The organism is Actinophytocola sp. (genome assembly GCF_036378875.1).
Classification (GTDB): Bacteria; Actinomycetota; Actinomycetes; order Mycobacteriales; family Pseudonocardiaceae; genus Actinophytocola.
The window spans coordinates 13756-38207 of the sequence record NZ_DASUVO010000103.1 but is presented as its reverse complement, the minus strand read 5'-3'; the positions used below and the strand labels follow the sequence as shown (position 1 = coordinate 38207).

The window sequence follows — 24452 nt, the reverse complement described above, 5'->3', positions numbered from 1 at the left end:
GAAGCGGACGCTCCACGGTCGGTAGCCTGATTGCCCGTGAGCGCCCCAGCAAACCAATCTGATAACTACTCCGGCTACGACCTGGTCATCGTGGGCTCCGGGTTCTTCGGTCTCACGATCGCCGAGCGGGTCGCGACCCAGTTGAACAAGCGGGTCCTGGTGCTGGAGCGCCGGCCGCACCTCGGCGGTAACGCCTACTCCGAGGCCGAGCCCGAGACCGGTATCGAGGTGCACAAGTACGGTGCGCACCTCTTCCACACCTCGAACAAGCGCGTGTGGGACTACGTGAACCAGTTCACCGAGTTCACGAACTACCAGCACCGCGTGTTCGCCAGGGTCCAGGACCAGGTCTACTCGTTCCCGATGAACCTGGGCCTCATCAACCAGTTCTTCGGCAAGTCGCACACCCCGGACGAGGCACGCGAGCTCATCGCGAAGCAGGCGTCCGAATACAAGACCGAGGACGCGCAGAACCTCGAGGAGAAGGCGATCTCGCTGGTCGGCCGCCCGCTCTACGAGGCGTTCATCCGCGGGTACACGGCCAAGCAGTGGGAGAACGACCCCAAGGACCTCGGCGCCAACATCATCACGCGCCTGCCCGTCCGCTACACCTTCGACAACCGGTACTTCAACGACACCTACGAGGGCCTGCCGGTCGACGGCTACACCGCGTGGCTCACGAAGATGGCGGAGAACGAGAACATCGAGGTCCGGCTGAACGTCGACTACTTCGACGTGCGCGACCAGATCCCGGCGGGCACCCCGACCGTCTACACAGGCCCGCTCGACCGCTACTTCGACTACTCGGCGGGCAAGTTCACCTGGCGCACCGTCGACTTCGAGTCCGAGGTCGTGCCGACCGGTGACTTCCAGGGCACCTCCGTCGTCAACTACAACGACGAAGAGGTCCCCTACACCCGGATCATCGAGTTCCGGCACTTCCACCCGGAGCGCAAGCACTACCCGACCGACAAGACGGTCGTGTTCCGCGAGTTCTCCCGCTTCGCGAAGGACGACGACGAGCCGTACTACCCGATCAACACCCCGGAGAACCGCGACAAGCTCGAGCAGTACCGCGAGCTGGCCAAGAAGGAGGCCAAGGAGCGGAACGTGATCTTCGGTGGTCGCCTCGGCACGTACAAGTACCTCGACATGCACATGGCCATCGGGTCGGCGCTGTCGGTGTTCGACAACAAGGTCGCACCGCACCTGACCGACGGCGCTCCGCTCGACGGTTCCCTGGACGCCTGATGACGTCGACTGCTCCGGCCCGGCTGCGGCTGGTCGAACCCGGCACGCCTCCGCAAGAGCCGGAGCGGTCGGTCGAGGTCAAGGTCCTGTCGACGATCCAGCGCACCATCGGCCGACGGCCGGTGGTGCGAGCGGCACGCGGGCTGTCGCTGTTCGGCGAGCACGCCGGTGGCTGGTTCGCGCTCGGCCTGGTCGGCGCGGCCGGGGACCGGGACCGCAGGCGGGACTGGCTGGTCGGCGCGGCAGGCGTGGTGGCCGCGCACGCCGCGTCGATCGCGGTGAAGCGGGTCGTGCGGCGGCGCCGGCCGGTCGACGAGTCGGTCGAGGTGCTGGTCAAGACGCCGAGCTCGCTGTCGTTCCCGTCGTCGCACGCCACGTCGACGACCGCGGCAGCGGTGGTGTACTCCGGTCTGACCGGTCGTAACCTGGTGCCGGCGCTGGTGCCGCCGATGCTGGTGTCGCGGCTCGTGCTGGGTGTTCACTACCCGAGCGACGTGCTCGCGGGTGCGACCCTCGGCGCCGTGGTCGGTGGTGTGGTCCGCCGAGTGCTGAGCAGGAAGCGGGCGAGATGAGCAGTACGGCGGAGAGCGACACCGCGATGCCCTCTGCCGGTGCTTCCCGCGGCGGGTTGGTGCGCGGGCTGATCCGGACCGCGCGACCCCGCCAGTGGGTCAAGAACGTCCTCGTGCTGGCGGCGCCGTTCGCGGCGTATGCGGCGAACCCCGTGTTCCGCATGGACGTCGTGGTCGACGCCGCCATCGCGTTCGTCGCCTTCTGCCTGGTCGCGTCGGCGGTGTACCTGGTCAACGACGCCATCGACGCCGAAGCCGACCGCGCCCACCCGACCAAGCGCAACCGCCCGATCGCGGCGGGCATCGTGCCGGTCGGGGTGGCGTACTCGCTGGCAGTGGTGTTGTTCCTGGCGTCGTTCGCGGTGTCGCTGGTGTCGAGCTGGCGGCTGCTGGTCGTGATCGGCGTGTACGCGGTGGTCCAGATCGGCTACTGCATAGGCCTCAAGCACCAACCGGTGATCGACCTCTGCATCGTCGCGTCCGGTTTCCTGCTGCGCGCCATCGCGGGCGGCGCGGCGGCCGGGCTGCCGCTGTCGCAGTGGTTCCTGCTGGTCACGGCGTTCGGCTCGCTGTTCATGGTGGCCGGCAAGCGCTACGCGGAGATCGTGCTGTACGAGCGGACAGGCGCCCAGATCCGGGCGTCGCTGTCCAAGTACTCGGCGAGCTACCTGCGCTTCGTGTGGGCGACGTCTGCCGCCATCATGATCATGACTTACTCGCTGTGGGCGTTCGAGATCCGGCAGCGCACGGGCACCAACTCGGTCTGGGCGGTCATCTCGATCGTCCCGATGGTGGTGGCGGTCCTGCGCTACGCGGTGGACGTCGACGGCGGCAACGCGGGCGAACCGGAGGACATCGCCCTCCGTGACCGCGTGCTCCAGGTACTGGGCGCCTCGTGGGTCCTGTGCGTGGCCCTTTCCGCGTTCCTCTAGGTGAACTACTCCCGGCGTGTTCACCGGAGATCAGTGAGCACCGAGGCGTCCCGCAACCGTTGTCGTACGTGACGACGGTTTCGATCGTCTCCCCTTTCTCGACCTGTTCTCGGTAGTCCTGCGGCACAGCATAGACGGTTGAATCGAAATGTGTTACGTTTCGTTCGATTAGGGAGGACGTTGTGGGTGTGTCTGTGAAGCAGGAGACCTACCTGCCGGGGGTCGATGAGGAGCAGTTCGCGCAGGTCCTCGACTTCCTGAGGGCGCATGAGGACGCCGGTCGGGGGCGGCCGGATGTGCCGTGTTTCCTCAGTGGCACGCATCCTGGCGATCGTGTGGAGCTCCCAGTGGAGCTATACCGGGTGTTGCGGCAGGTGGTCCAGGCACTCCAGGACGGGCTGGCTGTCTCGGTTGTGCCGGTAACGCAAACCGTCACAACCCAGCAGGCCGCTGAACTCCTCGGCGTCAGTCGACCGACGGTGATCAGACTCCTCGATGAAGGACGGCTTCCTTACGAAAAGATCGGCAGTCACCGACGCATCGAGCTCCGTGACCTGCTCACCTATCGTGACGAGCGCCGGGCCGCGCAGTACGCCGTGTTGGACGCCACTGCGGTCGACGAAGACGACGACCTCGATGACGCGTTGCGCCGAATGCGCGCGGCTCGTCAGGAGATCGCCATGCGTCGGCGTGGACAGGCGGATTGATCACAGTACTGGCACGATTACGGAGTGTTTACGGCTCTTCTTGATACGTGTGTCCTCTGGCCCAACCTTCAGCGCGACTTCCTGTTGTCCTTGGCGGTCGAAGGGTTGTACCGGCCAATCTGGAGCGCCACGATTCTCGAGGAGTTGGAGTACGGGGAGGAACGGAAGCTGATCGAGCGCGGAAAGGAGCCCGCGCAAGCGGTCAGCCGTGCGCAGCACCTCATCTGTGAGATGAGGCGGGCGTTCGATGACGCCGAAGTCGAGGGTTGGGAGGGGCTGGAGGGTACCTACGAACTCCCTGATCCGGATGATGAGCATGTTGTCGCAGCGGCTGTCGTTGGTGGTGCTGGTGCCATCATCACACTCAACGTCAAAGACTTCCCCGAAGCCTGAATCCCCGCAGCAATCCAGGTACTGCCGCCCTGGACATTCGCCGCCAACACCGTTGAACTGAACCCAACCCGAGCGCTCGCGGCGATTCGGGCCATCGCGGCGAGGTCGGGCCGACGCGGTCGGGAGTTGACCTCTTCCGACATCCTGGACGTTCTCGACGATCGATATGGCATGAGCCAAGCGGTGGAGCTGATTCGCCCGCTCGTTTCACCCAGGGGGTACCCGGGTTCTTCTCGGAGATGAACACCCGTGAGCTACGGCCGCCGGCACCCATGCTGCTGACACGCGAGGGGTTCCGATCACTGTAACCGATCCAGTACTCTCCGTGGAGCTTGCGGATCTGCAAGTTGCAGTAAGGGTGGTCGGCGTGCCCCACGTAACGCCGGCTTGGCGGGTCGTCCACCGGAGCGCGGCGACTGACGGCGGACGGCCCGCGACCTAGCCTCAGATCGGCAGACGCCGGAAGATGGCCCTCGGGACGTGCCGGAACACCGACATCACCACGCGCCACGGCGCCGGCGTCCACACCAGTTCCTTGCGCTTGGCCACGGCGGTCACGATGTCGTCGGCCACCGCCTCTGGGGTCGTCGACAGTGGGGTCGGCTTCATGCCGTCGGTCATCTTCGTCTTCACGAACCCCGGCCGCACCACGGTGACCGAGATGCCCTCGTCCCGCAGTGCCTCGCCAAGGCCCAGGTAGAAGCCGTCCATGCCGGCCTTCGTCGAGCCGTACACGAAGTTCGCGCGGCGCACCCGCTCGCCGGCCACCGACGACAGCGCCGCCACGCGGCCGTGGCCCTGGCGCCGCAGCCGCTCGGCCAGCGCCACGCCCACCGACACCGCGGCCGTGTAGTTGACCTGCGCCAGCTCGACGGCCTTGGCGTGGTCTTGCCACACCTGTTCCGCGTCGCCGAGCAGGCCGAACGCCACCACGGTCACGTCGATGTCGCCGTCGCCGAAGGCCTTGTCCAGGACCGCGGGGTGGGACGCGGTGTCGAGCGCGTCGAACTCCACTGTGGACACCGTGGCGCCCGCCTCACGCAGCTGCGAGACGGCGTTGTCCAGGCGCTCCGACTGGCGCGCGGCGAGCACGACCCGAAGTGGGCGGCGCTTCGCGTACTTCATGGCCACCGCGAGGGCGATGTCCGAGGTGCCGCCGAGCAGCAGCAGCGACTGGGGGTTCCCGACAGCGTCAATCACAGTGACAACCTTCTCGACATGTCCGAGGCGAAAACGCCTTGTGGGTCAACGGATGCGCGGATCTTGCGCCACTCGTCGAGCCGCGGGTAGCCGCGCTCGATCACCGACGGCGTCGCGCGGGACTCCTTGGCAAGGTAGTGCCGGCCACCGGCCGCGAGCACCAGCTCGTCCAGCTCCTCGCACAGCTCGTGCACGCCCTTGCCGACCGGCAGGTCCACGCACAGCGTCCAGCCCGGCATGGGGAACGAGAGCGGCGCCCGGTTGCCCGCGCCGAACCGCTTCAGCACGTTCAGCGCGCTGACCTGGCCCGTCTCGGTCATTCGCCGGACCGTGCGCCGGATGACGTCCTCCGCCTCGAACGGCACCACGAACTGGTACTGCAGGAAGCCGTGCGGGCCGTAGCCGCGGTTCCACTCACCGACGATGTCCAGCGGGTGCAGAAACTGGGTGATGTTCTGGACGACGTTCTTCCTGGTCGGCGACTTGCGGTACCAGACCTCGCTGAAGACCCGGCCGGTGAACCGGTTGAGCATGCCGGGCGGGAAGACCTCCGGGACCGTCAGCAGCTGCGGTGCGTCGAACTTGAGCGGGTTCTTGCGCAGCTTCGCCGGCAGGTCGTCGACCTTCGCGTGGTTGGCGCGGGTCAGGATGCCGCGGCCGAGGTGCGGGCCGGTGGTCACCGCGTCGAACCAGGACACCGACTCCACGTACCGCTCGTCGTCCACGCTCTGGCGGGCCATCAGCTCGTCGAGGCTGCCGAGCTGGTCGGTGTCGACCAGGAAGTACGCGGTCTCCACGTGGTTCACGTGCAGGGTGGCCCGCAGGACGATGCCGGTCAGGCCCATGCCGCCGACCGTGGCCCAGAACAGGTCGTCGTCCGGGGTCAGTGTGGTGATCTCACCGTCGGCGGTCAGCAGGTCAAGTGACAGGACGTGGTTGCCGAAGCTGCCCTCGACGTGGTGGGCCTTGCCGTGGATGTCGCTGCCGATCGCGCCGCCGACCGTGACCTGACGGGTGCCGGGCAGCACGGGCAGCCACAGCCCGAACGGCAGCAGCGCGCGCATGAGCGTGTCGAGGGAGACACCCGCGTCCACGACGACCGTGCCGGCGTCGGCGTCGACGGTGTGGATCCGGTTCAGCGCGGTCATGTCGATGACCACACCACCGGCGTTCTGCGACGGGTCACCGTAGCTGCGGCCCAGCCCGCGGGCGATGACCCCGCGCGGCCCCGCGTTCCGCACCGCTTCGGCGATGGTCCCGACGTCCGCAGTGTGGAGCACCTGCGCCGAGGTGGGCGCGGTGCGACCCCAACCGGTGAGCTTGAGTGGCTTCACCGCACCGAGGGTATCCGGGCGGTGGCCGGCTCCTACACTGGCTCCGTGACTGCCGTCGACAACAGGACCGGGCTGGTCAGACAGCTCACCCGGTTCGTCCTCATCGGCGGATTCTGCGCGCTCGTCGACTTCGGCGTCTACCAGCTGCTGCTCTGGCCGGACGTGTGGGTGCACCTGGCGAAGGCGCTCAGCTTCGTCGCCGGCACGACGACCGCCTACTTCCTCAACCGGCGTTTCACGTTCGAGGCGTCCGGCGGCGTCGGTCAGCTCAGCGGCTTCGTCCTGCTCTACACGGTGACGTTCTTCGTCAACGTCGGCACGAACGCGCTCATGCTCGGCCTCGGCCTGCCGATCCCACTCGCGTGGGTGATCGCCCAGGGCGTCGCGACGACCATCAACTTCGTGATGCTGCGGACCGTGGTGTTCAGACAACCTGCCCGGTGAGGCGAGCCACCCCCTCGCTCGCCTCCGAGGGCATCACGAGTCAGGACGTCGCGAAGCCGTGTTTTCTGGGCTGTCCGCTGCCGTAGACGCGGGCCAGCGGGGGCAGTTCGTCCAGGTGTGCGGTCACGACGTGGGCGAAGTTGACCGCCACCGAGGAGCCGTCCGCCAACGCGGCGGCGTGGACCTGGCCCTCGGTCAGCAGTTGGGCCAGTCGCGGCTCCAGGTCGTTGGCGGAGTCGTCCGCCAGGGCGAAGACCACCGGTTCGCCGCCGCCCTGGAGGTGGAGTACGAGTGCGCGCTTGGAATCAGCCATGCGACAACACCATCACCGGGCGAACCCCGCGACAACAGGGGTTCGCCCGCAGCGGATCCGCTAGAAGCGGAAGAAGCGTTCCCGCCTGCCCTGACGCACCAGGCGCAGCCACTGCAGGAACGCCTTCGGGTCGCGCTTGGTGCCGATGAAGTACAGGCCGAACCGGAACAGCTCCAGCATGCCGATCTTGCGTAGGCCCGGCTGGGAGAGCAGGTACCCGCGGTTGCGGTACGTGTAGTACCGCTTCACCTCGTTCTCCGGGTCCTGTGCGTGGAACCGGCCACCCAGCATCGGCTTGAACTCGTCCGAGCCGTCCGGGTGCAGGTACGACACGCGCAGGCTCGTGCCGAACCGGAGACCGGACCGCACCAGCCTGCGGTGGATCTCCACCTCGTCGCCGCGGAAGAACAGCCGGTAGTCCGGGACACCGATGACGTCCAGCGCCGAGGCACGGAACAGGGCGCCGTTGAACAGCGACGCGATGCCCGGCAGGAAGTCGACGCCCAGCTCGGCGGCGTTGCGCTTCCACGTCAGGCCGCGGCGGAGCGGGAACGCGAGTTTCGTCGGGGTCTCGATGTTCGACACCACGGGGGAGATCTCCGCAAGGCCGCGGGACTCCGCCTCGGCCAGCAGGACCTCCAGCACGTTCTCGTCCGCCGGGCGGCCGTCGTCGTCCGCGCACCACACCCATTCGGCGCCCATGGACAGCGCGTGCAGCATGCCGAGGGCGAAGCCGCCCGCACCGCCCAGGTTCCGGTGCGACACCAGGTACGTGGACGGGACCGGGCAGCTGTCGACGATGTCGCGCACCGGGTCGTCCGGGCCGTTGTCGACCACGACAAGGTGGTCCGGCGGCCTGGTCTGCGCGCCGATCACCTTCAGTGAGTCGGCGAGCAGTTCCCTGCGGTGCCGCGTGACCACCACGGCCACGACGGCGTTCGGCGGCAACTGCCCATCGACGTTCATCAGACCTCGCTGGGGTTGGTCGTGAGTGCCGGCTCGATGCCAAGACGTTCCAGGGTCTCCCGGTCCATGCTGGCGAACGGGTCCCTGCCCTTGTACTGCGTGATCACCTCGCGCAGCGAGCCGTGCATCTTGATGTGTCCCTCGTCCATCCAGATGGCCGAGTCGCACAGCTCGAACAATAGGTCGTCCTGATGTGAGGCGAAAACCAACATGCCGGAGCGATTGACGAGATCAACCAGGCGTGTCCGCGCCTTCGCGAGGAACGCGGCGTCCACGGCGCCGATGCCCTCGTCCAGCAGCAGGATCTCCGGGTCGATCGACGTGACCACGCCGAGCGCCAGCCGGACCCGCATGCCCGTCGAGTACGTCCGCAGCGGCATCTGCAGGTAGTCGCCGAGTTCGGTGAACTCGGCGATGTCGTCGACCTTCTTCTCCATCTGCTTGCGGGTCATGCCGAGGAACAGGCCGCGGATCATGATGTTCTCGAGGCCGGAGATCTCCGGATCCATGCCGACACCGAGGTCGAACACCGGCGCCACCTTGCCAAGGGTCCGCGCGGACCCCCGGGTCGGCTCGTAGATGCCCGCGAGCAGCCGTAACAGGGTCGACTTGCCGGCGCCGTTGTGGCCGACCAGCCCGACGCGGTCACCTTCCTTGAGCGACAGCGTGATGTCGTGCAGGGCCTCGATGATCGGCACCTTCTGCTCGGTGCCGATCTTGCCGCCGACCTTGCCGAGGACGAGTTTCTTCAGTGAACGGGACTTCGCGTCGAAGATGGGGAAGTCGACGGAGGCGTTCCAGACGTTGATGCTCACCATGTCGTTAATCGCCTCACTCAGACCCAGTAGGAGACTCGGGCGCGGTAGTTGCGCATGACCACGAAGGCCATTGCCCACCCCACAACGGTAAGCCCACCGACGACCGCCCAGTGATGCCAGTTCTGCTCGGTGCCGATCAGTGGCGCGCGCAGGATCTGAACGTAGTGGTACAGCGGGTTCAGTTCGGCGATGAGGATGCGCCAGCTGCCGTCACCCTCGCCGCCGATCTTGGTGGCCGTGAGGATGTCCGTGGTCCACACGATCGGCGTCATGAAGAAGATCAGTGACACCAGGCTGTTGATGACCGGCGGGATGTCGCGGTACCGCGTGGAGATGATGCCGAACAGGATCGCGACCCAGCCGCCGTTGATCGCGAGGAGGATGAACGCCGGGATCGCGAGCAGGATCGACAGGCCGATGCCCGGTTCGAGGGTGCCGGTGACCGGCGTGATCCGGTAGGGGCCGGTCAGGTCCGACCAGAAGATGGCGAGGACGATCACGTAGACGACGAGGTTGTGCGCGAACATCAGCGTGAGGCGCCACACCGTGCGCAGTGCGTACACGGTCAGCGGCGCGGGCAGGTGCTTGATCAGGCCCTCGTTGCCGATGAACGTGTCCGTGCCCTCGAGGAGGCAGCCGGACATGAAGTTCCAGACGATGAAGCCGACCGTGATGTACGGCAGGAACGTCTGTATGTGCGCGCCGAACAACTGTGAGTAGAGCAGGCCGAGACCGATGGCGGTGATGGCCATCGACAGCGTGATCCACAGCGGTCCGATGACCGACCGCCGGTAACGCTGCTTGATGTCCTGCCAACCGAGATGACCCCACAGCTCGCGCTGTCTGAAGCCCTCGACGATGTCCTCCCGCGCGCGCGACCAGCTGCGGCTGGACGGTGGGGGCGGAGGCGCCTGCTCCTGCTCGGCAGTACTCGTTACTGACACGGCTGTCGAGCGTACCGGCGGCCACAGTACGTGCCGCAGGGGATGCGGCACGCAATTTGGGATGGGGAACGCGGGCTCGTAAATCCTGCTTGCCTCCTGGTAGCTTCTGCGTTCATGGTCGACGTCGTCCCAGTACAGAGCGCTATGCGCGCGCTACTCGACGTCTACGCCGAACATCCGGAGCCCCGATCCGTGGCCGTCGTCGGCAACATGCCCCTGCCGCCCGACGAGGAACGTGCCAAGGCCATCGACTCGTGCGACCTGGTTCTCCGGGTTAACGGTTTCGTCACAGACGAACCGGACGGCCCGCCCACCGTTGGCAGCCGCTGCCACGTGGTGGTGTTCAACCGCGCACTGCGCGCCACCAGATACGTGTTCGAGAACTACCGCAGACGCCTGTACCTGATGGTCGAGCCGGGGCGGCTGCACTGGGAACCGGACGGTCTGCCCGGTTGGTGGCCGGAGGACCTGGGACTCGTGCCGGTCAACAACACCGAGGTGACGCTGCCCCTGTCGGACGCGCTGGGCCTGCCGACGCGCGCCGAGGGCACCTGGGCGACCACCGGCACGATGGCCGCGTGGATCGCCCGAACGTCCTATCCCGAAGCTGAGCTGCTGCTTGCCGGGTTCTCGTTCATCGATGACCCGTACCAGACGTCCTGGATGCATGCCGCCGGTGACTCCTGCATCGTCGGCCCTGAGCACCAGATCGCCGCCGAAGGGCGGTTACTCAAGTCGTGGACCAGGACAGGCCGGACCAAGCTGCTTCGCTGAGGACGAGACATGCGGAACAACTCACTGCGCGACCTGTTCGGAGCACGACAGCTCGTGTCCGACCGGGTCAAGCGACTGATCGACTACCGGATCAACGAGAAGATCCCGTTGACGCGGCTCGAGTACCACTACGAGAAGGTCGACCGTCTCGCGGATGAGCACCGGGCGTCGATCAACGAACTGAAACAGCGCGTCGACGACCTGACCAGGCAGTTCGACGAGATCGACCGGCTGCAGAAGTGGTCGGCCAACGAGCTGGAGCGGATCATCCCGCAGGTGGCTGCGCAGGAGTCGCAGCTTGAGTCGCTGCGGGAGAGGATCGGCGCGATACCCGCGTCGGACCAGCCGCAGATCGACGAGGCCCGGTCGCTCATCGACGAGATCCGGCGCGAGCACGCGCAGGTGCGCGTGCGCCTGACGGCGGTCGCGCAGTACGAGGATCGCCTTCGGCAGTTGGAAGGTCGCTCCGAGTAGTCGCGAGGGTTGGAGAATCACGTTCCGTTGCCAGTATTCACAGTTTAACTTTCAAGTGGGAAATGTTGAGCTGTGTAGTTATGGAGTCAACCCTGTTGTTCGTTACTCCATTCGTGGACCCTGAATCCTGTATGCAGGCGCAAAGGGGTCCGGGGCATGGTGAACGTGCAGTGGTGGCGATCGGCTTACGACAACCGGGTGCACGCCTTCGCGAACGAGCAGGCTGGGCGTGACTTCGGTGAGGCGCTCTGTGAACACAGCGTGCCCAACACCAAGATCCAGTGCACCGATGAGGGTGAGCGGTGTCTCGCCTGTATGTTGATCTTCGGTGACCTGCTGGCCAGCACGTATGGCGAGGCGGTCTGGCGCGCTTCGTGACGTGCTTCCCGTGCGGGGGTACGTTGCCCGCATGCGTGAGGTTCGTATCGGCAAGCACACTGTTGGCGCCGGCCACCGGCCGTTCGTCATCGCCGAGATGTCCGGGAACCACAACGGGTCGCTCGAGCGTGCCCTCGCGATCGTCGACGCCGTGGCCGCATCCGGGGCGCAGGCACTCAAGCTGCAAACGTACCGTGCGGACACCATCACAATTGATGTTGATAAGCCCTCTTTCCGAATCTCGGCCGATCACTCTCTGTGGGGCGGGGAGACCCTCTACTCCCTCTACGAGAAGGCGCACACGCCCTGGGAGTGGCACGCGCCCATCTTCGAGCGGGCGGCGTCGCTGGGGCTGACCGTCTTCTCCAGCCCGTTCGACCCCACGGCAGTCGACCTGCTCGAAGGCCTCGACGCGCCGGCCTACAAGATCGCGTCCGCGGAGATCGTGGACCTCCCGCTGATCGAGCTGTGCGCGCGGACCGGCAAGCCGCTGATCATCTCCACCGGCGCGGCCAGCGTGGCCGAGATCCACAACGCGGTCGCCACCGCGCGGGCGGCGGGCAACGACCAGCTCGTCGTGCTCGGGTGCACAGCCTCCTACCCGGCCTCGCCGGCCGACAGCAACCTGCGGGGGATCCCACTTATCGCCGACACGTTCGACGTCGTCCCGGGCCTCTCCGACCACACCATGGGGATCGGCGTGCCCGTGGCCGCCGTCGCGCTCGGGGCCTGTGCCATCGAGAAGCACGTCACCCTGGCCCGTGCCGACGGCGGGGTGGACAGTGACTTCTCCCTGGAGCCCGCCGAGCTGACCGCCCTCGTCACCGAGACCGAGCGTGCCTGGCAGGCGCTGGGGCGGCCACGCATCGGGCCCAAGGACAGTGAGCAGGAGGTGCTGCGGGTTCGGCGATCGCTCTACGTGGTTGCCGATGTCGCGGAGGGCGACCCCGTGACACCGGAGAACGTCCGGTCCATCCGCCCGGCGGGCGGCTTGCCGCCGGGCGAGTTGTCCACAGTCCTGGGCCGCCGGTTCCGGGTGAAAGCCACCAAGGGGACGCCCCTGACCTGGGAAATCATCTAGTTATCCACAGTCGGACCGGTTATCCACAGGGTTGTCCACAGACACGTGGACAGCGCCGTGTAGATAGCGCCGTGTAGATAGCGACACGTGGACAGCGCCATGTGGACAGCGCCATGTGGACAGCTACAGCTGGGCGAGTCGTCCGCGGGCGTAGTCCGGCTCCAGTAGCCAGGCGTTGGCGGCTTCCCACGCGTCGGTGGCCGTGGTGGCCGCCGGGGGCAAGTCGATGCCCGGGATGTCCGCCAGGTCCAGCCACGGGTGGTCGACTCGTGCTTCGTCCCAGTCGAGGAAGCCGACGCGGTCGCCGGACAGCCGGATGTTGGCCGCACACGGGTCGCCGTGGATGACGGTCTGTTCGGGGGGCAGTGCCCGCCAGGCCGCACGGCACGCGCGTACGGCGTCCACCGGCATGGCCGTCAGGTCCACGTCGCCGCCCTGGTCGATCGTCAGCAACTCCCGCGTGCCGGGGAAGTCCGGGCGTGGTGGCCAGCCGGTCATCAGCTCGTGCAGACGGTGTAGCTCCGCGACCACCAGGGGCCAGTCGTCGCCCGACGGTTCGCGGCCAGGGAGCCACCTCTGGACGACCACACCGTCCACGTGGCGGCGGCCGTCCCGCGCCGGGACCACCTCGGGGACCACGAATCCGCAGCCGGACAGATGATCGAGCAGGTCCAGCTCCCACTCCAGCGACGCGAGCGGCCGACGGGAGCGCCGGGCGACCCAGTCGTCGCCGACGCGGTAGACCTCGTTGCGGTGGCCGCCCCCCAGCCGCCCGGCCACTGGCGGCGACCCCCACATCGACAGGTCCATCAGGCTGAGAATAACCCTCGCACCAGGTCGATCACCCGGTCGACCTCGGCGTCCGTCAGGTCCGGGTACAGCGGCAGCGACAGTTCCTCGGCGTAGAACTGCTCCGCGTTCTGGCACAGGCCGCGCTGGTAGCCGAGGTCGGCGAACACCGGGTGCCAGTAGACCGGGACGTAGTTCACCTGCACGCCGATTCCGTTGGCACGTAAGTGTTCGTACAGCGCGCGCCGGCGGCCGTCGAGCACCCGCAGCGCGTACAGGTGCCACATGGGATCGGCGCCGGGCAGCGACACCGGCGTGCACACGCCGTCCACATCGGACAAACCGGCCGTGTACCTCGCGTGGATCTCGGCCCGGCGCGCCTTGAACGCCGGCAGCCGGCGCAGCTGGCTGGAACCCAAGGCGCACAACACATCCGGCAGCCGGTAGTTCAGTCCGAACTCGTGGACCTCCTGGTGCCAGCCGCCCTCGTCGGCGAAACGCTGGCGGGACGGTTCGCGGACCAGGCCGTGGTTGCGGAACTGTGCCGCCCTGCGTGCGAGGTCCGGGTTGGGGGAGGCGACCGCGCCGCCCTCGGCCGTCGTCAGGTTCTTGGTGGGGAAGAACGAGAACGTCGTGATGTCCGCCAGCGAACCGACCGGGCGGCCCTGCCACGTGCCACCGATCGAGTGTGCCGCGTCCGCCAGCAGCAGCGCGGCGCCGTCGTGCGCGACCTTGACCAGCTCGTCGTGTGGTGCGGGGTGCCCCGCGAAGTCCACAGCGGACACCACGCGGGTGTTCTTGGTCATCGCGGCCTCGACCGCCCCGGGCAGCAGGTTGCCGGTCTCCGGGGACACGTCCGCGAACACGATCTTCGCGCCCCGCAGTGCCGCGGTCGCGGCCGTCGCGACGAACGTCATCGGGGCGCACACGACCTCGTCGCCCGGGCCGATGCCCGCCGCGGCGTAGGCGACGTGCAGGGCCGCGGTGCCGGACGTCACCGACACCGTCGGCACGCCACCGGTCAGTGCGCACAGGTCCTCTTCGAACTGTCGCACGGCCGGGCCCGTGGTCAGCCAGTCACCACGCAACACCGCGGCGACAGCCTCGATGTCCTCTTCGGATACCGACTGCCGGCCATAGGGAAGGAACTCACCCATACTGCGCCACCAGAGTTCGCAGGTCCTCGTCGGTCAGCCACAGGTCGTTGGTGTCCGAGCGGAACGCGAAACCGTCCGCCACCGGCTTGCCACCGGCCGGCGGCTCGTAGCCCCAGCCCGCGATGTGCGGCATCACGACGTACCGGTCGTCCATGAGGAGCGTCCGGCGCGAGTCGTCCGGGGCGATCATCTCCTCGTGCAGCTTCTCGCCCGGCCGGATGCCGACCTCCTTCATCTGGTTGTTCGGGGCGATCGCCCGCGCGAGGTCGACGATCCGCATGCTGGGGATGCGTGGCACGTACAACTCGCCGCCGTGCATCTGGTCGAAGGAGCTGACCACGAACTCCACCGCCTGCGGCAGCGTGATCCAGAAGCGGGTCATGCGCAGGTCGGTGATCGGCAGGGACTCGCCGCGTTCGGCCAGTGACCGGAACAACGGGATCACGCTGCCGCGCGAGCCCATCACGTTGCCGTAGCGCACCACGGCGAACCGTGTCACGTGGCCGGCCGCGTAGTGGTTGCCCGCGATGAACAGGCGGTCCGCGCACAGCTTCGTCGCGCCGTACAGGTTGATTGGGCTCGACGCCTTGTCCGTGGATAGTGCCACGACCTTCTTGACGCCGCAGTCGATGGCCGCCTCGATCACGTTCTGGGAGCCGGACACGTTCGTCTGCACGAACTCGAACGGGTTGTACTCGGCGGTGTCGACCTGCTTGAGCGCCGCCGCGTGCACGACGTAGTCGATGTCGTGCATGGCGCGTTCCAGCCGGCGCCGGTCCCGCACGTCGCCGATGAACCAGCGCAGGCGGTGGTCGTCGCCGAACAGCTGGCGGGCCTCGTACTGCTTCAGCTCGTCGCGGGAGAGCAGGACGAGCCGGCGCGGGTTGAGGTGCTCCAGGGCGTAGGTGATGAACGCCTTGCCGAAGGACCCCGTACCGCCGGTGAGCAGGATGCTGGCCCCCTCGAGTAGCGCCATGGTCTTACCTCCGCGGTCTGGTGGGTCGCCAGTGCGCCATCATGACATTTGTGCAAGTCAACGCGGTCATCCAGGCACGGTTGTCCTCCACCCGGCTGCCCGGCAAGGTGCTCAGGCCCCTCGGTGGGAGAAGCGTGCTGAGCTGGGTGATCCGGGCCGCCACGCGCACGCACGACGTGGACGGGGTGATCCTGGCGACGTCCGATTCACCCGATGACGACCCGGTCGCCGAGGAGGCCCTCCGCTGCGGCGCGGAGGTCGTCAGGGGACCGCTGGACGACGTGCTCGCCCGCTATCTGCTCGCGGTGCGTACACATCCGTGTGACGCGGTGGTGCGGCTCACGGCCGACTGCCCGCTCCACGACCCAGCGCTCATCGCGCAGGTGGTGGGCGTGTGGCGGGCCGACCCGACGCTCGACTACGTGTCCAATGTGGTCGTCCGCCGGTACCCGCGTGGGTTCGACACCGAGCTGGTGCGCCGCGACGTGCTGGAGGCGCAGGACCACCTGGCGACGGGCTCGCACCGCGAGCACGTGACGTCGAACATCCACACGCGACCGGAGGCCTACCGGCTCGTGGGCGTTCTGTCCGGAATGGACAATTCGGACCTCCGCGTGACGCTCGACACCCCGGAGGACGCCCGCCTGCTGGACGAGCTGGTGGCCGCACTCGGGGACGGCGTGCCGGCATGGACGGACGTGGTCGAGGTCCTGCGGTCCCGGCCCGACCTGGTGGCGTTGAACGCCTCCGTCGTGCAGAAGACTCACTGATGGCTTCCTTGCTGTTACGGGCCGACGCTTCGCCGACCATGGGTGTCGGGCACCTGTCCCGGTGTGTCGCGTTCGCCACCGCCGCGCGGACCCGGGGCTGGGACGTCGTGTTGTGCGGCACGTTCACGGCCGGTCGGTGGCTCATCGGTGACCTGCCGGTCGTGCCGGATCTCCAGCCGGCCGACGTGGTGCTGGTCGACCACTACGGACTCGACGCCGTGTCGCTGCCGTCGCTCGTCGTGTCCATGGAGGACGCGACGTTCGGGCGGCGGCGGGCGGACATCGTGGTGGACGCGAACCTGTACGAGGTGCCGCGGCCGGACGACGGCTCGCCGGTGGTGCTGCGTGGCCCGGCCTACGCGCCGCTGCGTACCGAGATCCGTACGGCCCGCGCACACCGGAGCGCCGGCTCGACGCCACCGAAGGTCGTGATCGTGATGGGTGGCGGCGCGGCGCCCTCGGCGGTCGCGGCCGCGGTGACCGCGGTACGGGAGACGGGCGTGCCTGCGGACGTGGTGGCCATCTCGTCGGTACCCGTGCCGGGCGTCGAGGTGCGCCCGCCGACGCCCGAGCTGCCGTCACTGTTCGCCTCGGCGGACCTGGTGGTCAGCGCGGCGGGGGTGACCTTGCTGGAGCTGTGCTGCATCGGTGTGCCGGCGGCGCTCGTACGGATCGCGGACAACCAGAAGGCGGGCTACGAGGCGGCACTGACCCGCGGCGTGGCGGCGGGGCTCGGCACCGACCCGCGTGAGCACGTCGAGACGCTGCGCACTCTGCTGCGGGACCCGGCCGCCAGAGCGGCACTGGGCGAGAAGGCAATGGCCACAGTGGACGGCAAGGGGGCGGACCGCGTCCTCGATGCGGTCGAGGCCACCATGTGACGTATTGCTCGGCGACCGGTGCTGATGATCGCTACATGGGACGATTCGTCCATGCCAGCACGGTTCAAGGACATCTGTCTCGACGCCGGAGACCATCAGGCACTCGCCGACTGGTGGTGTGCCGCGATGGGCTACGTCCGCCGGGATGTCCACGACCCGCCAGAGGACGGTTGGGTGCGGCCGACCGAATGGCCCGTGCCCATCGTCGACCCCGCCGGCGCGGGCCCGCTGATCTGGGTCAACGCCGTGCCGGAGAAGAAGATCGTCAAGAACCGGCTGCACATCGATGTGTTCGGGAACGTCGACGAGCTCGTGGCGCTCGGCGCGACCGTGGTGCGCCGCAAGGACGCCGAGATCGACTGGGACGTGCTCGTCGACCCCGAGGGCAACGAGTTCTGCGTCTTCGCCCCGCGGTGACCACGCTCGAGATCACGATCGTGGTGGTCGCCGGCGTGCTGGCCGGCGGCATCAACACCGTCGTCGGCTCCGGGACGCTCATCACGTTCCCCGTTCTGCTCGGTGTCGGCCTGCCACCGGTCGTGGCGAACGTCTCCAACAGCCTCGGGCTCGTGCCCGGTTCGGTCACCGGCGCCATCGGCTACCGCCGTGAGCTGAAGGGACAGGGCAAACGCCTGGTCCGGTTCGGCACGGTCACCGTGTTCGGCGCGATCGTCGGTGCGTTGCTGCTGCTCGCGTTGCCAGCTGACGCGTTCGAGGCGGTCGTGCCGGTGCTCATCGTCGTGGCGCTCGTGCTCGTGCTGCTGCAACCGGTCATCGCGCGGAAACTGGCCGCCCGCAACCCCGACCGGCACCCGCACGGCGGGATTCCGTTGCTGCTCGGTGTGTTCGCGACCGCCGTGTACGGCGGCTACTTCGGCGCAGCCCAGGGTGTGATTCTCATCGCGCTCATGGGGATTCTCATGGACGAGACGCTGCAGCGGCTCAACGCGGTCAAGAACGTCTTCACCGCGCTCGCGAACCTGGTGTCCGGTCTGGTCTTCGTTTTCGCCGCCAACGTGGACTGGCTCGTCGTCGGCCTGCTGGCGGGCGGCGGGATCGTGGGCGGCATGATCGGTGCCCGAATCGGGCGGCGGCTTCGGCCGTTCTGGCTACGTGTGGCCATTGTGGTGGTCGGCACGGTAGCGATCATTCAGCTCGTCGTCTCGTGATTACTCCGAACGGTCGGATTTCGTTGACTGCCGTTCACCTCGGCGTGGTTGGGTATGGAGATGTCTGCAACCACCCGCACCGAAACCGTTCAGCTGGCTGACGGTCGTGCGCTCCGCATGACCTTCGCGCAACCGCACGGCGTTGTCAGAGGCGGCGTCGTGGTCCTGCACGAGGAACGCGGGATCACCCAGACCATGCGCGCGCTGGTGTCGGGGTTGGCGGACGAGGGATGGCTCACCGTCGCCCCGCACATCTACGACGGCGACTCCACGGAGACCGACGCGGCCACCGCGCGGGACCGGGCCAGCGCGCTGTCGGGTGACTCCGTGCTCGCGCACACCGACATCGCGTTCGGCTGGCTCGCGCAGCACGGCATCGAGGCGGACCGGATCGGTGTCATCGGGTTCGAGCTCGGCGGCGCGGTGTCGCTGGTCGTCGCCGCGAGCCGGGGCATCGGCGCCGCGGTCTCGGTGGGCGGCATCCTGCAGCAGGCGTCCCCCGGGCTTCCCGCGCTGGTGGACATGGCCTCCGAGCTGCGCTGCCCGTGGCTCGGCCTGTACGGCGACAAGGTGGCGGACGAGGTCGCGGTGCTCCGGGAGGCGGCGAAGCGGTCGGAGACGGCCAACGACGTCGTGCTCTACCCGGCGGCCGACCACCGGTTCGACATCTACCCCGACACCGGCATGGAGTCCTGGCAGCGCGTACTCAACTGGTTCGACGCCCATCTGCGCTGATCATTCGTTACTGTTACACCTGACGTTGTTTTGTCAGGGGGTGGCGCATGACCAAGCCGTCGTTCGGCGGATCCGCCGCGGGGGCGCTCGCACCCGTCGCCGGGCAGGTGGTGAAGGCCAAGGAGCACGCTCTCGCCGGCACGCTCAGCATCGACCTGGACGCCGCGAACGCCATCCTCAAGCAGCTGGCCACGCTGCGCCTGCGGGCCGCCGACCTCGTCCGCGACTGCGCCGACCTCGACACACCGCTGAAGTTCGGTGACAACTGGGTCGGGGAGATCATGTCGCGGCGGCTGCGGGAGGTGGCGGTGGGCCGCCGGGGTGCGGTCACGCCGGTGTTGACCACGTTCCACCAGGTCCTCGACGACCTGGAGGCCACGGTCCGCTTCGCGGCGGGCGTCTACGAGACCACCGACGAGCAGGCCGAGGCGGACCTGCGGCGCGCCATCGGCCGGTTCGGCGTCCAGCTCGAGGAGGGCCCATGACCAGGGAGCTGACCATGGGTGGCTGCCTCCCGACGACGTGGCCCCGGCCGCCGAGACCGCCAGTGCCGGAACCGGAGCCGGACTCGTTGGACGAGCAGGTCGACTGGATGACCTACTCGCATCCCGAGCTGTACTCGATGATCCACACCGGCCTGGACCTGACCGGCGCGATGTCCGTGTCCGCCAAGTGGGCACGGCTTGGTGACGAGTTGGCCGACATCGGCGACGAACTGGCCCGGCTGATGGCGGCGACCGCCCAGGCGTGGCAGGGCGACTCCGCAGAGCTGGCGCAGGAGAGCGTGTCCGCGCTGGCGGACTGGTCCCGGGAGACGGGCGTCCGCGCGACCGAGGTGTCCGGTTGCATCACCGTCCAGGTCGACAACGCGACCGCGGCCCGCAACAACATGCCGACCCCGCCGTACCCGGTGGGCACCGCGTCCGTACCTTCCCAGGCGACCGCGTTCACCAGCGGCGACTTCGAGACGGCCAGGTCCGTGGTGGCCGACCCGGCGACGTTCACGTCTCAGGAGCGGGCACTGCACCAGCAGGCCGCCCGCACGATGGAGACGTTCCAGACGAACACGCGGGACGTCTACGCGACCGTCCCGCGGTTCGCGCCGCCGAACCTCCGCAAGACGTTCGTCGCGCCGCAGCCTCCCGAGCAGCCAGTGCCGCCGCAGACGGTGCCGCAACAAGCCCTGGTGGCTGCCGCCCCGCAGACCAGGGGACCGCTGCCCCCCACGGGTGGCGCTCCCGCGGCGGGTCCTTCCGCCGGAGGCGGTGTGCGGGCCATGCCGGCCCCGCCGGCAGCGCTGGCTCCCGGCGGCGGCATGGGCACGGCCGAGCCGCCGCCGGCACGCCCCGCCGCGGCGGCCGCCTCCTCCACCACCCCGGGCAGGCCGGGTGCGAGTAGCGGCATGAGCGGGGTGCCCATGGGTGGCGCCCCCGTGGGCCAGGGCGGTGAGGACACCGAACGCCCGGGCAAGAAGTACCTGGAGGGTGACGACGACATCTGGGGCCTGGACGATGACAAGCTCATGCCGCCGGTGATCGGGGAGGTCAACCGCCGTGCGTGACCCCGGCTCCGGCTGGATCCAGCTGAGTGCGGTCGAGTTCCACCTCCTGTGGTCGACCATGGAGCTGGGCGAGACCCCCGAGGTGCTTGACCTGCTGCACGTGGGCCGCACCCCGGCCCGCCGCGCCGAACTGGTCGAGGAGACATCCGAGGCGCTGGCCGCCCGCGACCTCGGCACGGTCACCGCCCCGGCGCGCGACCTGGCCGGCATGCTCCGCGCGCTGGGCACGTGCACGTCGTCGCTCGACATGCGCGTCTACGGGACAGGTGACCCGATGTTCGCGTTCGCTGGTGCCGGCCCGTCGGGTGCCGCACTCGCCGCGAGGGTCGGCGACGAGGTGCGGCTGGGCACGATCCGCGCTACCGCGCTGGCGGCGTCCCTGCTCGGCTCACTGACCCCGCTGCCGGCAGCCCCTGGCCGCCCGGTGAACGTGAACGCGGCGGACTACGAGGACGCATGCGCCGAAGGCGAGTACGACGGCGTGTCCGGCTTCGCCCGCACGCTGCAGTCGGCTGGCCTGCGGATGGCGGACGTGAGCACTCTCACCCAGGCCCTGACCACGAGAAACGGTGGTGGCCAACTGGGTGCCACTGGCCGGATCCGGACGTACAGCGTCGTGAACTGGGTGGACACTCCGGACGGTCGCTATGCTCTGCGCCGCAACGGTGAGTGGATCACCGTAACTCCCGCCGACACGTCTCGTCTGACGTCCATGGCCGAGGAGATGCTCGCCGACGTCAGTTGAGGGATCATGCAGAACCACGCGAGAGCCGGCGTCGTCGCCGGCTCACTTGTCGGTGTCGTGTTCGGGTTGGTGTTCATCGAGGTCAACAGCGGTGAGCTACCCGGCAGCTGGCCACTGGTGGTGCGGGTGGCCGGCGCGGTGGTCGCGGCCGTCCTGCTGGCCGGCCTTGTCCTGGTGGCCCGCAAGGGTGTGGCCGAACGCGAGGTCCCGTCCGGCGGCTTCATCGGCCGTCGCTACTGGAACATCGTCGGCATCGAGGGCCTGGCCCTGTTCGGCGGCCTCGCGCTGATCAACGGCGTGTTCGGCCGGCCCGAGTTCGCGGTGCCGTGGATCGCGCTGGTCGTGGGTGTCCACTTCATCGCACTGGCCGCGGCGTGGCGGATCCCGCTGCATCGCTGGCTCGGCATCGTGCAGACGATCCTCGGCCTGATCGGTTTCGCACTGGCCGCCACCGGCGCCGCACTCGGCACGGTGAACCTCGTGGCCGGCGTCGGGTCCGGCGTGGCCCTCTACGCGTCGGTGGCGGTCGGCCTGCTGCTCATCAGGCAAGAGCCTTCGCGAGAAACAGCTCCGGATCCTCGTTGATCGCCATGTGCGCCTGACCGGGCAGCTCGACGATCGCCGCGTCCGGCAGGTGCGCCGCGATGGCCGCCGCGGCGGGCCGGAAGTACGCCGGGCTCTCGGTGCCCAGCAGTAGCCGGACCGGCACGTCGATCGCGGACAGCCGCGCCGAGATGTCGAACGCCTCGATGGCCGCCAACTCCCGCACGATCGTCGGCGCCGCGACCAGCCGAGCCCGCCACATCGGCGTGCCACTCATGGCGTCGATCTGTTCGTCGGTCAGGTGGAGCGCGTCGCGGTAGAAGATCCGCAGGATCTCCTCGCTGTCCCGAGCGGCGCGAAGCGCGGCCATCATGCCCGGCGAGCTGACACTGTGCCCCGGCGTGGCGGCCGGCGGCTCGTAGAGAACCATCCGCCCGATGGCGTCTGTGCGTAGCGCCGCCTCCAGCGAGCACAGGGCGCCGTAGGAGTGCCCAACCACGAACACATCCGTCCCCACGGCCGCCACCACCGCGGCGAGGCCCTCACCCTCGCGCTGGATGTCGTACTGCTCGCCGTCCCCGGACAGCCCACGCCCCCGCCGGTCGACGGCATGCACGGTGAACTGGCGAGCCAACTCCGGCAGCACCGGCGCCCAACGCGTGCGGTCGGCCGTGCCGCCATGCACCAACACCATGGGCGGCCCATCGCCAACCGTCTCGAACCCGATGACCGTGCCGTCCGCCGAGGTGACCGTCCCCATTCGACCGAACCTAGCCCACCCCTGTGCCAGTGCTGGTGACGCGTACGGGGATCGAACCCGTGTCTCTGGCTTGAGAGGCCAGTGTCCATGCCGCTGGACCAACGCGCCTTCGGTGAAACAACAGTCGGATGCCCGCGAGTCGAACGCGGTGTCTCCTGATCCCAAGTCAGGTGGGTTGCCGTCTCCCTCGCATCCGTCAGGCCAGCGAACCGGCCCATCGGCGCACCTGCGCCAGGTGTGCCGACCCGAGCCCCTGCCTCGGGTCGACGTGGCACAGCAGCGTCGGTGTGCCGGCTCGCTGCCGTGCGAACTCGGCCGCGCCGGAACGCTCGTGTTCGTCGTCCAGCCAGGCCAGTGGGCGGTCCTTCGCGTACGCCGCGACCGCCGGCCATTTCCACGCGTCGTCCCAGCCGGTGGTCAGGGTGTAGCCCGGGAACTCGATCACCGGCAGGGCCGGTAGGCCGACCGCCGGGGCGATCCGTTCGTTCGCCTCGTGCTGCCACGTCGTCGCCCACACCAGTTCCAGCGACGTCATGGCCGCCAGTGCCAGCAACTGCGCGCCGTGGCTGGGGTTCAGCCACACCCGCAGGCCCTTGTACCGGCGCGCGTCGCGGCCGCTGTGCCAGCCCGTCGCCGTGCGGCGGTACGTCAGGTAGCCGGGTGGGCGTCGGTAGCGGTTCGCCGCGTACGGGTTCAGTGGGCCGTCCACGTCGAGTAGCAGCAGGCCACGTGTCATCACACCTCCTTCCGTCGAGCACCCCTGGCAGGACTTGAACCTGCGACCTCGCCGTTCGTAGCGGCGCACTCTTTCCACCTGAGCTACAGGGGCAGGAAAACAACCAGAAAAACGCGCGGGAAATAACAGAGCCGCCCACCGGAATTCCGGGAAGGGCGGCTCCTCGACGTGCCTACGCGTAGGTCACATCTCGGGAGCCTGGCGGGCGTTCCCGCAGCTCACGCGGGCACGGTACCGGCAGTGGGCGGCCAGTGCGGCCCTGCTCCGGTCGTCGCTCAATGCCCGTCATGACTACTCCTCGAGAAAACGTGTGAGGACAATGTTGTCGCATTAACCGGATGGCGTCAACGACATTTATCCCCCGTCAGTTGACGGAACCGTTACCCTGGGCGCGACCAAACCGCGAACACACGGGGACGGATCACCATGCCGCGGCTAGCTTTCGAGGAGCCGAAGGGCGGCCCGTTGGCGCCGGCCGAGCCCACCGACGAGGAGCAGGTCGAGTCCCCCGAGGACGAGAGTCCGGACGCCGACTCCACGATGGTCCTCCTGAAGGCGGCCACGGTCGCCGTCGCCCTCGCGCTCGTCGCGACGGTCGTGCTCCTCACCACATCCGGGAAAGACGAGCCCGCTGCCCGGGCGCCCCATGTGCCGCAGATCGGGACGAGTGGCGTCCCCAATGGTCCGACCAGTTCGACGCCGGCGTTCGTCGTGCCGCCCGTCCACACCCAGTCCGCCGAGATGACGGTCACGCCGCCGCCTGTCGTGACGCAGCCCACGGTGCCGACCGATGACGCGCCGCCGAACCAGTTCGTGCGTATCGGGGAGCCGTGCGACGCGGAGGGTGCCTACGCGTTCACGGAGAGTTTCCAGCCGGCGGTGTGTGACCGGCGTCGCGGAACTCCCGAACTGACGTGGCGTCCAATATTCAGATAGGTCCAGACCAATCCGCTGAGTGATCGGGCGACTGCGTACTGCCACGAAATCACCCGTTTGGATGAATAAATCCTAGACGATCCGGATAAGTCGGGTTACCAGTTTTCCCGGTG

31 protein-coding genes and 2 tRNA genes are annotated in these 24452 nt (G+C 68.3%); 20 read left to right on the top strand and 13 right to left on the bottom strand.

Features of this window, described 5'->3' with window-relative positions:
- The first annotated feature begins 36 nt into the window (after nt 1–36).
- The 5 genes from glf to VF106_RS31420 all read left to right on the top strand — a co-directional run bounded on the left by glf (nt 37) and on the right by VF106_RS31420 (nt 3855).
- Nucleotides 37–1251, top strand: a complete 1215-nt coding sequence (glf, locus tag VF106_RS31440) for a UDP-galactopyranose mutase (RefSeq protein ID WP_330843520.1) — start codon at nt 37–39, stop codon at nt 1249–1251.
- A complete protein-coding gene (locus VF106_RS31435) occupies nt 1251–1823 on the top strand; it encodes a phosphatase PAP2 family protein (RefSeq protein WP_330843519.1) in 573 nt (190 codons plus the stop codon). The genes glf and VF106_RS31435 overlap by 1 nt, the downstream gene beginning before the upstream one ends.
- The gene (locus VF106_RS31430; RefSeq protein ID WP_330843518.1) at nt 1820–2755 is read left to right on the top strand and encodes a decaprenyl-phosphate phosphoribosyltransferase; all 936 of its coding nucleotides are present in this window, start codon (nt 1820–1822) and stop codon (nt 2753–2755) included. Before VF106_RS31435 ends, VF106_RS31430 begins: the two co-directional genes overlap by 4 nt.
- Nucleotides 2756–2949: 194 nt before the next feature.
- Nucleotides 2950–3462 (top strand): helix-turn-helix domain-containing protein, encoded by a 513-nt coding sequence (locus tag VF106_RS31425; RefSeq protein WP_330843517.1) that lies wholly within the window; start codon nt 2950–2952, stop codon nt 3460–3462.
- Between the two features lie 24 nt (nt 3463–3486).
- Complete coding sequence (locus VF106_RS31420) at nt 3487–3855, top strand: PIN domain-containing protein (protein WP_330843516.1); 369 nt, start codon at nt 3487–3489, stop codon at nt 3853–3855.
- A gap of 444 nt (nt 3856–4299) precedes the next feature.
- On the opposite strand, the gene dprE2 is transcribed toward VF106_RS31420, so the two are convergent.
- Together dprE2 and dprE1 are read right to left on the bottom strand one after the other, a co-directional pair.
- A complete protein-coding gene (gene dprE2, locus VF106_RS31415) occupies nt 4300–5055 on the bottom strand; it encodes a decaprenylphospho-beta-D-erythro-pentofuranosid-2-ulose 2-reductase (RefSeq protein WP_330843515.1) in 756 nt (251 codons plus the stop codon).
- Nucleotides 5052–6389 carry a decaprenylphosphoryl-beta-D-ribose oxidase gene (dprE1, locus tag VF106_RS31410; RefSeq protein WP_330843514.1) on the bottom strand — a complete coding sequence of 446 codons (1338 nt, stop codon included), beginning with the start codon at nt 6387–6389 and terminating at the stop codon, nt 5052–5054. Before dprE1 ends, dprE2 begins: the two co-directional genes overlap by 4 nt.
- Nucleotides 6390–6434: 45 nt before the next feature.
- On the opposite strand from dprE1, the gene VF106_RS31405 reads away from it, so the two are divergent.
- Complete coding sequence (locus tag VF106_RS31405; RefSeq protein ID WP_330843513.1) at nt 6435–6833, top strand: GtrA family protein; 399 nt, start codon at nt 6435–6437, stop codon at nt 6831–6833.
- Nucleotides 6834–6873: 40 nt separating this feature from the next.
- Here VF106_RS31405 and VF106_RS31400 read toward each other — a convergent pair whose 3' ends face one another.
- Genes VF106_RS31400 through wzm form a run of 4 tightly spaced genes read right to left on the bottom strand, consistent with a single transcriptional unit; the run spans nt 6874 to nt 9874 of the window.
- A complete protein-coding gene (locus VF106_RS31400; protein ID WP_330843512.1) occupies nt 6874–7146 on the bottom strand; it encodes a hypothetical protein in 273 nt (90 codons plus the stop codon).
- 60 nt (nt 7147–7206) lie between these two features.
- Nucleotides 7207–8112, bottom strand: coding sequence for a galactofuranosyltransferase GlfT1 (gene glfT1 / locus VF106_RS31395; RefSeq protein WP_330843511.1), 906 nt, complete (start codon nt 8110–8112; stop codon nt 7207–7209).
- On the bottom strand, nt 8112–8930 hold the full coding sequence (gene wzt / locus VF106_RS31390) for a galactan export ABC transporter ATP-binding subunit Wzt/RfbE (RefSeq protein ID WP_330843510.1): 819 nt from the start codon (nt 8928–8930) through the stop codon (nt 8112–8114). The genes glfT1 and wzt overlap by 1 nt, the downstream gene beginning before the upstream one ends.
- A gap of 17 nt (nt 8931–8947) precedes the next feature.
- The gene (gene wzm / locus VF106_RS31385; protein ID WP_330843509.1) at nt 8948–9874 is read right to left on the bottom strand and encodes a galactan export ABC transporter permease subunit Wzm/RfbD; all 927 of its coding nucleotides are present in this window, start codon (nt 9872–9874) and stop codon (nt 8948–8950) included.
- Nucleotides 9875–10018: 144 nt separating this feature from the next.
- Between wzm and VF106_RS31380 the strand changes: the two genes are divergently transcribed.
- The 4 genes from VF106_RS31380 to pseI all read left to right on the top strand — a co-directional run bounded on the left by VF106_RS31380 (nt 10019) and on the right by pseI (nt 12581).
- Nucleotides 10019–10648: a glycosyltransferase family 29 protein gene (locus VF106_RS31380; RefSeq protein ID WP_330843584.1), complete on the top strand. Its 630-nt coding sequence runs from the start codon at nt 10019–10021 to the stop codon at nt 10646–10648.
- Between the two features lie 9 nt (nt 10649–10657).
- On the top strand, nt 10658–11122 hold the full coding sequence (locus VF106_RS31375) for a hypothetical protein (RefSeq protein WP_330843508.1): 465 nt from the start codon (nt 10658–10660) through the stop codon (nt 11120–11122).
- 156 nt (nt 11123–11278) lie between these two features.
- Nucleotides 11279–11500 carry a hypothetical protein gene (locus tag VF106_RS31370; protein WP_330843507.1) on the top strand — a complete coding sequence of 74 codons (222 nt, stop codon included), beginning with the start codon at nt 11279–11281 and terminating at the stop codon, nt 11498–11500.
- 31 nt (nt 11501–11531) lie between these two features.
- Complete coding sequence (gene pseI / locus VF106_RS31365; RefSeq protein ID WP_330843506.1) at nt 11532–12581, top strand: pseudaminic acid synthase; 1050 nt, start codon at nt 11532–11534, stop codon at nt 12579–12581.
- Nucleotides 12582–12704: 123 nt separating this feature from the next.
- On the opposite strand, the gene VF106_RS31360 is transcribed toward pseI, so the two are convergent.
- Genes VF106_RS31360 through pseB form a run of 3 tightly spaced genes read right to left on the bottom strand, consistent with a single transcriptional unit; the run spans nt 12705 to nt 15503 of the window.
- Entirely contained in the window at nt 12705–13391 is a 687-nt protein-coding gene (locus VF106_RS31360; protein ID WP_330843505.1) for a phosphotransferase enzyme family protein, read from the bottom strand.
- On the bottom strand, nt 13391–14527 hold the full coding sequence (locus tag VF106_RS31355; protein WP_330843504.1) for a DegT/DnrJ/EryC1/StrS family aminotransferase: 1137 nt from the start codon (nt 14525–14527) through the stop codon (nt 13391–13393). Before VF106_RS31355 ends, VF106_RS31360 begins: the two co-directional genes overlap by 1 nt.
- Nucleotides 14520–15503, bottom strand: coding sequence for a UDP-N-acetylglucosamine 4,6-dehydratase (inverting) (gene pseB, locus VF106_RS31350; RefSeq protein ID WP_330843503.1), 984 nt, complete (start codon nt 15501–15503; stop codon nt 14520–14522). Before pseB ends, VF106_RS31355 begins: the two co-directional genes overlap by 8 nt.
- A 41-nt stretch (nt 15504–15544) precedes the next feature.
- On the opposite strand from pseB, the gene VF106_RS31345 reads away from it, so the two are divergent.
- The 9 genes from VF106_RS31345 to VF106_RS31305 are packed head-to-tail and all read left to right on the top strand — an operon-like array spanning nt 15545 to nt 21949.
- Complete coding sequence (locus VF106_RS31345) at nt 15545–16273, top strand: cytidylyltransferase domain-containing protein (RefSeq protein WP_330843502.1); 729 nt, start codon at nt 15545–15547, stop codon at nt 16271–16273.
- A complete protein-coding gene (locus tag VF106_RS31340; protein ID WP_330843501.1) occupies nt 16273–17154 on the top strand; it encodes a spore coat protein in 882 nt (293 codons plus the stop codon). Before VF106_RS31345 ends, VF106_RS31340 begins: the two co-directional genes overlap by 1 nt.
- 51 nt (nt 17155–17205) lie before the next feature.
- Nucleotides 17206–17571, top strand: a complete 366-nt coding sequence (locus VF106_RS31335) for a VOC family protein (RefSeq protein WP_330843500.1) — start codon at nt 17206–17208, stop codon at nt 17569–17571.
- Entirely contained in the window at nt 17568–18323 is a 756-nt protein-coding gene (locus VF106_RS31330; protein WP_330843499.1) for a sulfite exporter TauE/SafE family protein, read from the top strand. Before VF106_RS31335 ends, VF106_RS31330 begins: the two co-directional genes overlap by 4 nt.
- A 60-nt stretch (nt 18324–18383) precedes the next feature.
- Nucleotides 18384–19058 carry a dienelactone hydrolase family protein gene (locus VF106_RS31325; RefSeq protein WP_330843498.1) on the top strand — a complete coding sequence of 225 codons (675 nt, stop codon included), beginning with the start codon at nt 18384–18386 and terminating at the stop codon, nt 19056–19058.
- A 47-nt stretch (nt 19059–19105) separates the two neighbouring features.
- Nucleotides 19106–19543, top strand: a complete 438-nt coding sequence (locus tag VF106_RS31320) for a hypothetical protein (protein ID WP_330843497.1) — start codon at nt 19106–19108, stop codon at nt 19541–19543.
- Complete coding sequence (locus VF106_RS31315) at nt 19540–20619, top strand: PPE domain-containing protein (RefSeq protein WP_330843496.1); 1080 nt, start codon at nt 19540–19542, stop codon at nt 20617–20619. The genes VF106_RS31320 and VF106_RS31315 overlap by 4 nt, the downstream gene beginning before the upstream one ends.
- A complete protein-coding gene (locus tag VF106_RS31310; RefSeq protein WP_330843495.1) occupies nt 20612–21364 on the top strand; it encodes an ESX secretion-associated protein EspG in 753 nt (250 codons plus the stop codon). Before VF106_RS31315 ends, VF106_RS31310 begins: the two co-directional genes overlap by 8 nt.
- 6 nt (nt 21365–21370) lie before the next feature.
- On the top strand, nt 21371–21949 hold the full coding sequence (locus tag VF106_RS31305; RefSeq protein WP_330843494.1) for a hypothetical protein: 579 nt from the start codon (nt 21371–21373) through the stop codon (nt 21947–21949).
- Here VF106_RS31305 and VF106_RS31300 read toward each other — a convergent pair.
- The 4 genes from VF106_RS31300 to VF106_RS31285 all read right to left on the bottom strand — a co-directional run bounded on the left by VF106_RS31300 (nt 21906) and on the right by VF106_RS31285 (nt 23496).
- Nucleotides 21906–22667: an alpha/beta fold hydrolase gene (locus tag VF106_RS31300; RefSeq protein WP_330843493.1), complete on the bottom strand. Its 762-nt coding sequence runs from the start codon at nt 22665–22667 to the stop codon at nt 21906–21908. The genes VF106_RS31305 and VF106_RS31300 overlap by 44 nt on opposite strands.
- A 33-nt stretch (nt 22668–22700) precedes the next feature.
- Nucleotides 22701–22775, bottom strand: a tRNA-Glu gene (locus VF106_RS31295).
- A gap of 88 nt (nt 22776–22863) precedes the next feature.
- Entirely contained in the window at nt 22864–23403 is a 540-nt protein-coding gene (locus VF106_RS31290) for an HAD domain-containing protein (RefSeq protein ID WP_330843492.1), read from the bottom strand.
- 19 nt (nt 23404–23422) lie between these two features.
- Nucleotides 23423–23496: transfer RNA gene (locus VF106_RS31285), tRNA-Arg, on the bottom strand.
- Nucleotides 23497–23829: 333 nt separating this feature from the next.
- Here VF106_RS31285 and VF106_RS31280 point away from each other — a divergent pair.
- Nucleotides 23830–24339: a hypothetical protein gene (locus tag VF106_RS31280; protein ID WP_330843491.1), complete on the top strand. Its 510-nt coding sequence runs from the start codon at nt 23830–23832 to the stop codon at nt 24337–24339.
- The last annotated feature ends 113 nt before the right edge of the window (nt 24340–24452 follow it).

What these genes read in the sequence shown, in the direction of transcription:
- VF106_RS31435 (WP_330843519.1), top strand. Translation starts at nt 1,251, where the DNA reads ATGACGTCGACTGCTCCGGCCCGGCTGCGGCTGGTCGAACCCGGCACG.
- VF106_RS31430 (WP_330843518.1), top strand. Translation starts at nt 1,820, where the DNA reads ATGAGCAGTACGGCGGAGAGCGACACCGCGATGCCCTCTGCCGGTGCT.
- VF106_RS31400 (WP_330843512.1), bottom strand. Translation starts at nt 7,146, where the DNA reads ATGGCTGATTCCAAGCGCGCACTCGTACTCCACCTCCAGGGCGGCGGC.
- glfT1 (WP_330843511.1), bottom strand. Translation starts at nt 8,112, where the DNA reads ATGAACGTCGATGGGCAGTTGCCGCCGAACGCCGTCGTGGCCGTGGTG.
- wzt (WP_330843510.1), bottom strand. Translation starts at nt 8,930, where the DNA reads ATGGTGAGCATCAACGTCTGGAACGCCTCCGTCGACTTCCCCATCTTC.
- VF106_RS31380 (WP_330843584.1), top strand. Translation starts at nt 10,019, where the DNA reads ATGCGCGCGCTACTCGACGTCTACGCCGAACATCCGGAGCCCCGATCC.
- VF106_RS31375 (WP_330843508.1), top strand. Translation starts at nt 10,658, where the DNA reads ATGCGGAACAACTCACTGCGCGACCTGTTCGGAGCACGACAGCTCGTG.
- VF106_RS31370 (WP_330843507.1), top strand. Translation starts at nt 11,279, where the DNA reads ATGGTGAACGTGCAGTGGTGGCGATCGGCTTACGACAACCGGGTGCAC.
- pseI (WP_330843506.1), top strand. Translation starts at nt 11,532, where the DNA reads ATGCGTGAGGTTCGTATCGGCAAGCACACTGTTGGCGCCGGCCACCGG.
- VF106_RS31360 (WP_330843505.1), bottom strand. Translation starts at nt 13,391, where the DNA reads ATGGACCTGTCGATGTGGGGGTCGCCGCCAGTGGCCGGGCGGCTGGGG.
- VF106_RS31355 (WP_330843504.1), bottom strand. Translation starts at nt 14,527, where the DNA reads ATGGGTGAGTTCCTTCCCTATGGCCGGCAGTCGGTATCCGAAGAGGAC.
- pseB (WP_330843503.1), bottom strand. Translation starts at nt 15,503, where the DNA reads ATGGCGCTACTCGAGGGGGCCAGCATCCTGCTCACCGGCGGTACGGGG.
- VF106_RS31345 (WP_330843502.1), top strand. Translation starts at nt 15,545, where the DNA reads ATGACATTTGTGCAAGTCAACGCGGTCATCCAGGCACGGTTGTCCTCC.
- VF106_RS31340 (WP_330843501.1), top strand. Translation starts at nt 16,273, where the DNA reads ATGGCTTCCTTGCTGTTACGGGCCGACGCTTCGCCGACCATGGGTGTC.
- VF106_RS31335 (WP_330843500.1), top strand. Translation starts at nt 17,206, where the DNA reads ATGCCAGCACGGTTCAAGGACATCTGTCTCGACGCCGGAGACCATCAG.
- VF106_RS31325 (WP_330843498.1), top strand. Translation starts at nt 18,384, where the DNA reads ATGTCTGCAACCACCCGCACCGAAACCGTTCAGCTGGCTGACGGTCGT.
- VF106_RS31320 (WP_330843497.1), top strand. Translation starts at nt 19,106, where the DNA reads ATGACCAAGCCGTCGTTCGGCGGATCCGCCGCGGGGGCGCTCGCACCC.
- VF106_RS31315 (WP_330843496.1), top strand. Translation starts at nt 19,540, where the DNA reads ATGACCAGGGAGCTGACCATGGGTGGCTGCCTCCCGACGACGTGGCCC.
- VF106_RS31305 (WP_330843494.1), top strand. Translation starts at nt 21,371, where the DNA reads ATGCAGAACCACGCGAGAGCCGGCGTCGTCGCCGGCTCACTTGTCGGT.
- VF106_RS31300 (WP_330843493.1), bottom strand. Translation starts at nt 22,667, where the DNA reads ATGGGGACGGTCACCTCGGCGGACGGCACGGTCATCGGGTTCGAGACG.
- VF106_RS31290 (WP_330843492.1), bottom strand. Translation starts at nt 23,403, where the DNA reads ATGACACGTGGCCTGCTGCTACTCGACGTGGACGGCCCACTGAACCCG.
- VF106_RS31280 (WP_330843491.1), top strand. Translation starts at nt 23,830, where the DNA reads ATGCCGCGGCTAGCTTTCGAGGAGCCGAAGGGCGGCCCGTTGGCGCCG.